We start from the raw sequence: 13,792 nt of genomic DNA on the forward strand, positions 1-13,792 counted from the left end.
ATTAAGTTTTAAAATTACTAGTACAGTCTCAATTCCTAAAGAATCATTTTGAAGTTTGATTTACATTAGAAACAATAGATATTTGCATTACATTTATTAAAAAAAACTAATCATTTTGAAATCATTTTTATTTTTTATTTTCTTTTTCACTATTTGCTGGAACACTTCTGCGCAGAATTTTTATTTAAAAATTAAAGGAAAAAATAATTTAGAAAATAAAACAATCGACTCTTTAATCTATAATACCAAGCATAAAAACATAAAATCATTAACTGACGAAATAAAGGCTTTCTCACTTAAACTAACAAAATTAGGATACATCGACAATATCACAGATGATGCAAAACTAATAAACGACTCTATTTATATATCGGAATTTATCTTGGGTGAAAAAATAAAATTTTTAACTATTAATCTTGACACAGACAGTTTACTCGCCTCCATTATTTCATCAAGCATTAAAAACAACAAAATACAATTACCCTACAATGAAATAGATTTTTTTTTAAAAGAAACTTCACAAAAACTTGAAAAAATAGGATACGCATTAGCAAAATTAAAATTGATCAATATAGAAAGGAACCAAAATACTTTATATGCAGATTTAAAATTAGAAACAGCGCAAAAAAGAAATTTAAACACTATCACAATACGATATGCTGAAGAAGAAACGACTAAATTCCCAAAAGGACATTTAAAACAAATAAATAAGAAATACCAAAATACAATTTTCAATCAAAAGACAGTTGAAAAAATTAATGATGATTTTAATAAATTCAGTTTTGTAAATCAAGTAAAATATCCAGAAATCCTATTCACCCAAGACAGCACTACTATCTATGTGTATTTAGAAAAAAGAAAATCGAATAATTTTGATGGATTTCTAGGTTTTTCTAATAATGAAAATAAAAAGATTACTTTAAATGGCTATCTAGATTTAAAATTAGATAATATTTTAGGCTCAGGAGAAGAACTTTCTGTCTATTGGAAAAGCGACGGAAATAACCAAAAGTCATTTAAAGGAAGCCTTGAAATTCCCTATCTTTTCAAAAGTCCAGTAGGCATAAAAACGCAACTAAATATTTTTAGACAAGATTCGACATTTCAAAACACAAATATAGCAATCGACTTAAGCTATTTTATAAATTACGGCTCGAGAATATACATAGGTTATCACACAACTGAATCGAGTAACATTCAAAATTTGGAATCAAATTTAATAAGCGATTTCAACAACTCATTCATCACTTCAAGCTTTGAGTTTACTAAATTCAACAATCCCAATACCGCTTTCCCAATAAAAACCCAGATAGGGACATCTCTTGCATTAGGATCAAGAGAAATCAAAAATTTGACAAATAATACTACCAATCAACAATTTATCATTAATTTAAACATTAAACATAACATACTATTAAACAATAAAAGCGCCATAGAATTAAAAACACAAAATTATTATATGCAAAGTAAACGCTATCTCGCAAATGAATTATTTCGTTTTGGTGGATTAAACAGCATAAGAGGTTTTCCCGAGAATAGTCTCAATGCCTACTATTATTCTACAATAACAACTGAATATCGTTATTTAATAACACCTAACCTTTATATTCATAGCATACTAGACTACAGTATTTTAAAGAATAAATTAGAATTTTCAAATTCAATTTACACCGAAAATTTAATAGGTTTAGGAGCAGGAATTGGTATAAACACAAAAAATGGATTGTTTAAAATAGCAGTTGCAAACGGCAACAATACCAAGAATAAATTCGAAACTTACAACACAATTTTACACATTAGTTATAATGTTAAATTTTAGTAATAAGTAACTAAAAAAATTAGAAGCGTTTAAAATTTCATTAAACTAACCAAAAAATATTTAGAAATTAAATTTCAATTGATTTTTAGTAGAATTCTTATTGCTGATTGCATAACAAATCTTTGCTTAGGTCAGAATTGTTTCAGGAATTCTTTGAAGTATTTTTTCGAATAATGCAGAGATGCACTTTCTAGTTGTAAGTCTATTAGTAAGACGAATTAAATCTGGAAATGAAAGTGATTTTGATAAAAAATATTTTATTAAAGCAACGGAAAGTAAAATATTGATATTTAGTTCTATTGACAATAAAAGTTAAAATTAAATTCACTCACTTGTATCATTAAAGTTAAACTGAAACACGACTGAGTTGAATTATAAGGAATTGTTATTATAAAAATGGGGATTAAAAAAGACAAAAAAGCACTTGGATGTACAAATTAAAAATTAAAAGGATTTAATATATCCACTAGAATATTTGGACCTATTTTTCTAAATGATTTTTCAGGATAAGCAGCTGGTGTGAGCGTTAGGAAAAAAATCTTAATCTGCCTACAAATGTAGCATCAAGATGAGTTAGAATCTTATAAGTGATAATCAAATGTTAATTGTAATTAACCTTATACCTATGAGGAATAATTAATTCAACCAAAGTTTCTCAAAGCCAAGAAATGTGTTAAAATTATGATTATAGTAATCATAAATTCAACAACTTAATGCAACAGTTTTATTTTTTAAATTTGTAGTATCTGGAAAAGAAGCGAGATAGATTAATCTTTACCGTGCGTACTATTATAGAGACTTTACTCTCTCAAATGAGATCAATTTAATGCATATCCAGGCAATTAGATAGAAATAGAAGTTCAATATACAGAGAAGTCAAAAAATGGATTCATAAACCCTCTGATGTATCTCAAGTACACTTTTCAGATTTTTTTTACTAAATATGAGTATTTAAAAAAAAGAAAACTCGATAAAAATAGACACCTATTTTAGGTTGAACGTATTTGTATGGAGAGGATTGCTCAAAAATCACTAACCAGAACAAATTGATAAAAGCATCAAAGATTTACATCCAAATGGTCCTGTAATATCTATTTATTATGAAGCAATTTATAAACATATTTAAAAGCATAGACTATCAAGATTAGGACGGAAGTTAATTAAAACAACACCCTACAGCTATTCTAAAAAAGAAACAAAAAGAGATCTGGTTTTAAAAGATCGAGAATTAAAGATGGTGTTAATATTGAAATGAGGCCAAACATAGAGGACAGAAAACAACTAATTCATTGAGAAGCTGACCAAATTGTAGGTCTTGGACACAAAATCGCCATAGCTATGATGGTAGAAAGAAAAAAAAAAGATTTACATACATTATTTTCCTATAAGACAGAACATCTTAAACAATTACACAAGCTGTAGCTAAAACTTTTAACCTCTTAATCAAACAAGCAAAAAAAACAATGATTTAAAGGTAGCTCGTAAATAGCAAATATCCTCCATAGTACAGTTTATATTATTACATAATTATATTTTACTGAACTACAGTTCTTTTGGGTGAAGGTGAAGAAAGAGACATAATATCTGGTAGTTTAACTGTTACAATATCTATTATGACGCATGAATAACAGCGTCTTATAATTATTGAGGTTTGGGAACAGATGCTACAACACACTTATTATTGTCAAAACTAATTTATACAAACCCTAATACTATAAAGCAAGAAAAAATAGGAACACAAGCTTAGTTTGATATGTAAAATAGAGAATTTAAGCATGAAATTTATATTAAAGATTGGATTTTCCAAATTAAATACCTCTGCAAAATCTAGTAATAATTTATTCTTAACTGTTGATGTGAGATATATTTATCCAGTAGTTGAACAGTCATTAAATTTAGAAAATTACACGTCTTTATCAATTGTAAATGGCGGTGACAATTTATCAAAAGATTATTTTGGGATAAATTCTAACATAATTATTAATTTAATATTAAACCACATCAGGAAATTTTGATTTGGTTTTGGTATTAATTAAATTTAACATTAATCTAATTGTTGAGTATAATTAATTAGAATTTTGATATTATTCAATGATCTGTTAATATAAATTTATTCATATTAACAGATCATATTTAGAGTAGTTGTTTTTAATGAAATTGTAACTTTAAATACATCAAAAACCTTAAAGTAAATATTTATAATTCTGTAAAGTTCAAATAAAAGAGAAAACATTTTTCAAGTATTTTTCGTGATTTTCTAAAATATAAGGTTACTGTTCAAGGTCTTTTTCATTTATTCTCATTAAAATTTCCAAAACTATATTAGCTTTCATAATAAATCTAATTAATTTCTTAATAGAAGATAACCTCTATCCACAAGCAATAAACTATCAAAGATTTGGAATTTCAAATCTTTAAGTGTTTGAACAATGCGAAAATTACCTTTTACGATTTTGATAGAATAGAATACTTTTAAACCTGAACAAATCCATTTTAAATTGTACCCATATAATCACACATCGTGTAAAACTTAAAACGTTTTATGGAGCAATTTCAAAATTATTTCTAGACATTTTAATATTATTTTACCTTATTTTTTTTAAATCTTTAAATGACTAATAAAACAATTATAAAAATCTGAAAATCAGCCATAAAAAAGTTATATTATTTTTATTAATTGAAATAGTTTAATTCGGATTTCATTATAATGACAACGATCGATTAAATTTACTATAAACATATTTTCTACTTTTTTTTAAAAACTTAACCACACCATCAATTGACATATATTAAGCCACTAGGATTAATTGCTAATTCAATAGCAGTTATTTAAAATCTCCTTCCTACATTAAAATGGCAGTAGAATCAAAGTTCAATGAACTAATAACATATAAAATTCTAAATCAAATTTTATTAAAACATGAAATAGATATTAGGTATTTTTAAAATTCAAGACTCTAAAATTAAGGTTTTTAACCAATTTCAGAATCATTTATATTTACTTGTAAAAATTACAGATAACATGTTACCTTCCTCTAAATATAAAAAACCAACAATAAATGTAATTTACACTCTTTTTATTACGATTTGTTCAAAATATTCTTACAATAAAAATATTTAACATAATTTAATTACAGAAAAAATGAAATGTTATAGGAAAGTTAACAAATTATTAAGATGTTTGTTAAACTAATTCAAAATTTTAAAAAATGAAACTTAAGTTCAATGGATTCTTAGTACTATTATTAGTACTAGCGGCACAAATTACTTTTGGCCAAGAAAGAGTTGTTTCAGGAACAGTTTCCGATAATGCAGGAATGCCATTACCAGGCGCAAGTGTATTAGTAAAAGGAACTAAAAATGGGACACAAACTGATTTTGACGGAACATATTCCATCAAAGTATCTCCAAACCAAATGTTAATATTTACATATATTGGCATGAAAACGCAGGAATTACCTGCAACATCATCAATAGTTAATGCTAAGCTAAAAGATGATTCAGTACAATTAGAAGGTGTTGTAGTAGTTGGTGTGTTAGGTATTAAAAGAAGTAAAAACGCACTAACATCTGCCACACAAATTGTATCTAGCAAAGAGCTTACACAAGCAGCAAATCCAAACGTTGTACAGTCTTTAGTTGGTAAAGTTTCTGGTCTTCAAATAAACAAATCTAGTAGCGGAGTAAACGGTACAACTAGAATAGTTTTGAGAGGTTCTAGATCAATTACAGGAAATAACGAAGCGTTAATTGTTATTGACAATGCTATATCTACATCTGCAGCTTTACAACAATTACCTCCTGAGTTAATTGAAAGCGTTAACGTAATAAAAGGTATGCAGGGTGCTGCACTTTATGGAGAACAAGGTGTTAACGGTGTAATTTTAGTTACTACTGTCAAAGGAAAAGAAAAAGGAAGAATTACAGTAAATGTAAATTCAGCAGTTGATTTTGAAACAGTAGCTTACTTGCCAAAAACACAACAAAAATATGGACAAGGTTGGGATGGAGTTCAAGATCCACAGGAAAATGGATCATGGGGATTGCCTTATGATGGTGTATTAAGACCAACAGGATTACCTCAAGCAGATGGTAATAGATTCGAAAGACCATATTCAGCCATAAAAAACAATATTAAAGATTTTTACCAGACAGGTATAACTTCGCAAAATGGTTTTTCAATAAATGCAGGTTCAACAGATTCTTACGCATTAATTTCTGCAAATAAGGTAAAAACAGATTTCGTTGTTAACGGAGACAAACTAGAAAGAAATAGCTTTTTATTTAAAGCAGGTAAAAAAATTAATAGATTAAGCATTGATGGAAGCGTAAACTATTCTCATCAAAAAAGTAGCGAAACTTCTTCAACTTTGCTTAATGACTTAATTCAAACTCCTGGAAACATAGATTTAAATTTATTTAAAAATTCAGGGAATGAAGGTAACTATACTATTTATTTCAAAAATCCATTTTGGACAATAGACAATAACAGGAGCGACTCTAGAAGATCATTTATTAATACAATTGCAGCATTAAAATATGATTTAAATAAAAATATCAGTATTACCTATACTGGAAACTTACAGTTCACTGCTAGAGATGCACAATCTCACATTAATCAATACAGAGAAACTCCAGCTTTAGCCGGTGCTGGCGCCAATAGAAATCAAACTTCTGAGTTTTTCTCTAATCAATCTTATTTAAGAACTTATTATGGAGATTTATTAGTTAATTTTAATTACAATCTTACAGAAGATTTAAGCTTAAAAGCAAACGTTGGTAGTAATATGCAGGATCGTAATTATAGAATAACTTCTCAAGGCGGTCAAAATCTTGACATCCCAGGATGGTATCATATTAACAATGTTTTGAGTCCATCAAGTCCATCATCTCTAGACAATAGATCACAAAAATCAAATCGTGCATCTGTATTAGCAAACGTAGATTTAGCATATAGAGATTATTTATTTTTAAATCTTACAGGCCGTAACGATTGGACGTCTGTATTATCTAAAGAAAATAATAATTTTTTCTATCCAAGTGCGGGTATATCATTTGTTCCTACTTTAGCATTTGAAGGATTAAAAAGTGAAACTCTTAATTATTTAAAACTTTCAGCTAATATTGTAAAAGTAGGAAATTCATCTTCTATTCAACCTTATGCAATATCTGAAATAGGGGTTTTCCCAACAGGATTTCCTTATGGTCAATTAGGATCATATATTGTTAATCAAAGACCTACAGATAAAAATATAAAACCTGAATTTGTAACAACAAAAGAGTTAAACTTAAATATCGGATTATTTAATAACAGAATAACAATTGATGGTTCTGCTTATATTTCTGAAACTAAAGATTTAATCACTTCTGCTACAGCATCATCAGCTTCAGGTCTTGCAACTTCTCAGTCTAACATTGGAGACATGACTACAAAAGGTTTAGAAATAGATTTAGGATTAATACCAATTAAAACAGAAAATTTCTCTTGGAAATTAAGAGCAAGCTACTCTACTAATAAATCAGTAATTAATTCATTAGCTGCAGGAGCAAATGAAATCAATCTTTTATCTGATGCAAATACAGGAACTGGAGTTTTTGCACAAGTTGGTCAAGAATTTCCATTAATCAAAGGGTCAACATTTGTTAGAGATGCAAATGGAGGTATTATAGTAAACCAATTTGGTCTTCCTACAAGATCTTCTTCTAATTCAATTTTAGGAAAAGCAACTCCCGATTACATTTTGGGTTTAACAAACTCTATCGAATTTAAAGGAATCACATTAACAGCTGTTATGGATTATAGAACAGGACATCAAATTATATCTGGAACAAAATATGATTTAACATGGCCGGGAAGATTAGTAGAATCTGCTGATTTCGACAGAGAAGTAGGATTCATTTTACCAAATTCTGTTATTCAGACGGCTCCAGGTTCAGGTGTATATGTTCCAAATAATTCTGTTTACACAGCAGCAGGTTATGATCCAAATGGAATTATTGATTATTATGCTACAGCAAGTAGAACAGGTGAGCATAATGTTATTGATGCAACTGCATTTAAAGTAAGAGAATTATCTTTAAGCTATTCTATGCCGACTTCTATTATTGAAAGAATGGGATTAACTGCACTTAGATTCGGTATAAATGCTAGAAATCCTTTTACAGTTTTAGCAGACGCTAATAAAGGTTATACAGACCCAGAAGCTTCAGACAGTACTGCAAATAATGGAAATGGAATTGGATACTCAGGAACAGGACAATATCCAAATACAAGAACTTTTGGTGGAAGCATCAACTTAACTTTTTAATTAAAATAACATGAAAAAAATATTTTTATTAATTGCTGTTTTAACACTTTCACTAACATCATGTAGTGATTATTTAGCAGACAATGATAACGTTAATAGTCCATTGGCAGATGCTATTCCGCCAAGACTAATTTTGCCTGGTGCTCAAACCCAGGCTTTTAGAACACAAGCAATTAACATGAATCAGCTTGGAAGCATTATGACAAATGCATGGGGAGGAAATATATATCAATTTACAAATCCTTTACAAGTAGAATACTCATATAACTTCAGTAATGGTACATACGCAGCAGTATGGGATGGTTTATATAGAAGTATAAATAACTTCCAAAAAATCATTGAAACTCCTTTGGCAGATCAACAAAATTACATTGCAATCTCAAAAATAATGAAAGCTCACTACATGCAATATATTGTTGATTTGTATGGTGACTGCCCTTATTTCGATGCATTTAAAGGACAAAATAATTTAACTCCTATTTACTCTGACGATGCACTAATATATAAGGATTTGATTAGAGAATTGGAGGAAGCTAGAACTCTTATTCAGAATGCTTCTCCAACAGCAATAGGAGCAACTACTGATGTCGTTTTTGCAGGAGATATGTCAAAATGGTTAAAATTAGCCAATACAATAGAGCTTAGAATACTGTTAAGACAAAGTAAATTAACAGATGCAACTACTTTAGCTTATTTAAACACAAAATATGCAGATCTAAAAACTTTAAATAATTTTGTAAATGCAGATGTTTTAATCAATCCTGGATACTCTGCTGCTAATGATGCAAAACAAAATCCGTTTTATGGGAATTTTGGAAGAGACGCAGCTGGTTCAACCACAAACACAACTAACACATTATTTACGTCTTCTAAATTTTTTGCTGACGTTTTGAATGGCGAAGCAGGAGGCCCTACCGCAGGTGTTATTGACCCAAGGAGAGCTAGAATTTGGACTCAAGTTGGCGGTAAAGTTGTAGGAACTGATCAAGGTCAAAAACCAGTACCTGGACAAAACAACTCTACAAATCCTACTTCAAGATTCGGAGCGGGTTTAACAGGTTATGCAGGAGCAAACGCAGCTGCAGCAAACGTAGCAGCATCTTCAAAAGCAGGCGTTTTAATGCTTTTATCTGAAAGTAAATTTCTTCAAGCAGAAGCTGTTCAAAGAGGTTATTTAATTGGAACAGCACAAACTTTATTTAATGAAGGAGTACAAGCATCATTCACTTACTTAGGAGCTACAATTGGAACGTATCTTACTGACATTGACAGTAAAGCTAATTTTGGTTGGTCAGCATCAACTGACAAGGTACAAGTTATTCTTACTCAAAAGTGGATTGCGTTGAGTGGTATTCATGGTGTTGAGAATTATATTAATTACACCCGTACTGGATACCCAGTAATTCCTGGATCTATAAATGGGTTTAATTTACAACCAACCAGGCCTAAAAGATTAATCTATCCATTGTCAGAGTATAATGCAAATTCTGCAAATGTGCCTATTTTGACATCTGCTCAAATAACAACTCAAGGTCCTTTCTGGTACGTACCATAATTAATACCATTTCTAATATTTAAAAAGGCTGCTCTAAAAGGCAGCCTTTTTTTATTTAATAATGTAGTAATTTTAAAACTTATACAAAAAAATTAAGTGTCTTTGTATAAATGGAATTGAAAAATAATAAACTTTAAGATTAATTCAATATAAAAAAAAAGAAGTTAAAAAGAATTACTAAGTTATTTTTGTTGAGCAATAATTAGAATAATTACTTTATCCAATTGCAAACAAAATCATTTATAAAGTCAAAAAAATTAAAAAGATTTATTTAATACCGATAAGAAAATTTTAAAAACGAACAAAAATTATAATATTTGTTTTTAAAGACACGAATACTATTTCTATAAATTATTAATAAATTAATTAGCGTTAATTATAATAAGTGGATTATTAAATTTAAACCTAATCATCAATTTCTTCGAAAATATTTTTTTATAAAGAAATGAATCGATTAAAACAATAGACAAAAGTGAGGTAATTAAGAAATCACTCATAATTATAAAGGAAATTGAGTAATTACACTATACTATTCCTTTCTTTATTAAATATAATTTAAGGAATCTGCAGCTTAAAAAAAAATGATTTTGTGGTTAAATATTCCCTGCTTTTATCAATGAATTAATAATTAACAAAAAAGTAATTTTAATATTTTTCCAAATAAAATTACTAATACAATTGAGTAAGCTTAGCAGTTTAATGAAAGTACTAATGTTAAAATAACAATAACATTATTAAAAATTCTATATAAATATATTCAAAAGATGATAGATAATCACCATGAAAATGCTAAGATTAATTCCAGTAAAATTCTTCACATTAATGCGTAAAAAAAATTAAAATTAAATTTTAAATAAATTATGCATAAAACAATATATAATTTGATTAAAAATTGTAAAGTGAAAAAAGTTATTAAAATTTACATAAAAGACTACAAATTAATTTTAACACAAATAATAGAAATAATTGTAGGAAAGTTAACAATTTTTTAAGAAATTTGTAAGACTAATTCAAAATTTTATAAAATGAAACTAAAGTTCAATGGATTCTTAGTACTACTATTAGTGCTAATCGCGCAACTAACCTTTGCGCAAGAAAGAGCTGTTTCTGGGACTGTTTCCGACAATTCAGGTATGCCTTTACCAGGTGTTAGTGTATTGATTAAGGGAACTAAATCTGGAACACAAACTGATTTTGATGGAAAGTTCTCTATCAAAGCATCACCAAACCAAACTTTGCTATTTAGCTACATTGGGATGAAATCTCAAGAAATAGTTGCTAGTACAAGTATAATCAACATTAGATTGAAAGATGATTCAGTTCAATTAGAAGGAGTTGTAGTTACTGCCCTTGGCATTAAAAAACAAGAAAGAGCATTAGGGTACTCAACCTCAGTAGTTAATACTGATGAAATAATCAAAGGTGGAAATCAGAATTTTGTAAACGCCCTAGGTGGAAAAGTTGCAGGCTTACAAGTAATCGCTTCGGGTGGAGCACCTGGGCAAGCAAGTAGATTAGTAATTAGAGGTGGAAATAAATCAATTACTAATTCAAACGAACCACTTTACGTGATCGATGGTGTACCAATATCTAATTCAAATGACGGTAATGGAAATACAGTTGAAGGTTTCGCAAGTCCTAATAGAGCTTCAGATATTAATCCAAACGATATTGAATCTGTCACTGTACTTAAAGGTTCTGCAGGTGCGGTACTATATGGAAATAGAGGCTCAAACGGAGTTATCTTAATAACTACTAAATCAGGTAAAAATAATAGTGGCGTACCCGTGATAGAATTTACTAGCCAATTTGCGGCTGATGAAGCTTTAATTCTTCCAGATTATCAAAGAGAGTTTGCACAAGGTAATAATGGTGTTACGTATGCAGAGGGAGGATCTCGTTCTTTCGGACCAAGAATCACTGGACAAACAGTAAATAGTGCTGGTGCGGGTGCAGCCAGGGGCTTAGGACCACAGGCAATAAAACTAAAAGCTTTTGATCCTAGAAAAGACTTTTTAAATACGGGATTTACAAACAATAATAACATATCGTTATCTAATTCTTCGGATAAATACAGCATGTTTGCTTCATTAGGAAATTCTAGACAGACATCTATTATCCCGAATCAAGGATTTAACAAGATTAATGCTAGATTTAATGGAAATTACAAGTTTTCTAATAAATTCAATGCAGGTGTAAACTTCTCTTATAATGTTTCAAATGGAGATCTACCCTTTACTGGTCAAGATGGAAATAATCCAATTTTTGCATTATATCACATGCCTATAACTTGGGATATTTTAGGATACGGATACGAAAGACCTGATGGAAGACAGATAAACTCAAGAGGTGGATCTTTTGATAACCCATTATGGACGGTAAATAAAAACTCAGCAACCACCGATAGTAAAAGATACATTATGAGTGTAAATTTAGGCTATGAATTAGCTAGCTGGATGAAATTAAACTATCGTTTAGGGAATGATAACTTAGTGGATAATAGAAAGATATTTAGAGATAAAAATAGCGGAAGTGCTCCTTCAGGTTTTCTGTCTTTTGATGATATCTCAAGAAACGAAATAACATCTACACTTACATCAACTTTTAACACAAAAATTACAGATAAATTTGCTGCCACTTTGTTAATAGGCCAAGATATTAATACTAGAACATTTAGGCAAAATATTATTACCGGATCTCAATTAGTACTACCAGGAATACAAAACACAAATAATATCCAAACTTTTGATCCAGGTTTTAATCAAACAAGCAAACGTAACTTAATTGGTGCATTTGGAAATTTAACGCTGAGTTACAACAATTATCTTTTTTTAGATATAGTTGGACGTAACGAGTGGAGTTCGACCTTACCTAAACAAAACAGAAGTTTCTTTTATCCAGGAGCTAGTGCATCATTTATATTTTCAGAAGCTTTAGATATAAAAGGGGATTTATTAAACTATGGAAAATTAAGAGTTGGTGCATCAAAAACAGCTCGTGATGCAAATGTTTATTTGACACAACAAACATTTAAGCTAGGTCAGTTTGCTGATGGATTTACAGATGGTATTACTTTCCCTTTTAATGGAATTCCAGGATACACTGTTGACAATACAATTGCAAATGCTAATTTAAAACCAGAATTTACAACAGAATATGAAGTTGGTATTGAATTAAAAATGTTTAAAAACAGACTTGGTTTAGATGCTTCATTTTTTAAAAATGTAAATACTGGTGGAATTATACAATTAGATATTTCACCAGCTTCAGGCGCAACAAATACAGTTGTAAATAGTGGTGAAACAAATTCTAGAGGAATTGAATTAGCTTTACGCGGAACACCAATTCAAACAAAAGATTTTAGATGGGACATTAACGTAAATTTTAGTAAAATTAAATCTAAAGTTGTTGCAACTTATCCAGGTGTTGACAAAATTTTCTTAGGAGGATTTGGAGGGAATCCTGCAATTTTCGCTATTAAAGATGAGAGATATGGTAACATAGTAGGTTCAGCATATCAGCGCAATTCAAATGGACAAATTTTAACGGATGATGATGGATATCCATTGTTTGAAGACGGTAAAAATCTAGGATATGTAGAACCCGATTGGACCGGCGGAATTACAAACACATTTACATATAAAAATTTATATGTTTCTGCACAAATAGACACAAGACAAGGAGGAAGTATATATAGCGGAACTGAGGAGTTATTAGATTTTTATGGTGTATCAGCAAAAACTGCAAATAGAGAACAAGATTATACATTTCCTGGAGTAAATTCAACAACAGGTAATCCTAATGATGTAGTGCTTAAAAGAGATGCAGTTTGGTATGGTAATGCATATCCTAATGAAGAGTATGTTTATGAAAATAATTGGGTTAAACTAAGAGAGGCATCTATAGGCTATACCTTCAAACTAACTGACAAAAAAATAAAAGCATTAGACATTAGCTTTTATGGACGTAACTTGGCGTTATGGACAAAAATACCTCACATAGACCCAGAATCAAGTTCTTTTGGAACTGGTAATGCTCAAGGTGTTTCTAGATTTGCTTTTCCTACAACGAGAACAATTGGATTTAATCTAAAAGTTCAATTTTAAAAAA

At 29.4% G+C, this 13,792-nt stretch carries 4 protein-coding genes; all 4 read left to right on the forward strand.

The genetic code is table 11. The annotated features are described in order from the left end of the window. Positions 1-115: 115 nt before the first annotated feature. The 4 genes from MW871_RS06415 (at position 116) to MW871_RS06430 (ending at position 13,788) form a co-directional block, all read left to right on the forward strand. Positions 116-1,819 (forward strand): BamA/TamA family outer membrane protein, encoded by a 1,704-nt coding sequence (locus MW871_RS06415; protein ID WP_248427981.1) that lies wholly within the window; start codon positions 116-118, stop codon positions 1,817-1,819. A 3,209-nt stretch (positions 1,820-5,028) separates the two neighbouring features. Beyond that, entirely contained in the window at positions 5,029-8,127 is a 3,099-nt protein-coding gene (locus MW871_RS06420) for a SusC/RagA family TonB-linked outer membrane protein (protein ID WP_248427982.1), read from the forward strand. A gap of 10 nt (positions 8,128-8,137) precedes the next feature. Beyond that, entirely contained in the window at positions 8,138-9,682 is a 1,545-nt protein-coding gene (locus tag MW871_RS06425; RefSeq protein ID WP_188049958.1) for a SusD/RagB family nutrient-binding outer membrane lipoprotein, read from the forward strand. A 1,025-nt stretch (positions 9,683-10,707) separates the two neighbouring features. Then, entirely contained in the window at positions 10,708-13,788 is a 3,081-nt protein-coding gene (locus tag MW871_RS06430; RefSeq protein WP_248427983.1) for a SusC/RagA family TonB-linked outer membrane protein, read from the forward strand. Positions 13,789-13,792: the final 4 nt, after the last annotated feature.

The organism is Flavobacterium pygoscelis (assembly GCF_023162025.1).
Classification (GTDB): Bacteria; Bacteroidota; Bacteroidia; order Flavobacteriales; family Flavobacteriaceae; genus Flavobacterium; species Flavobacterium pygoscelis.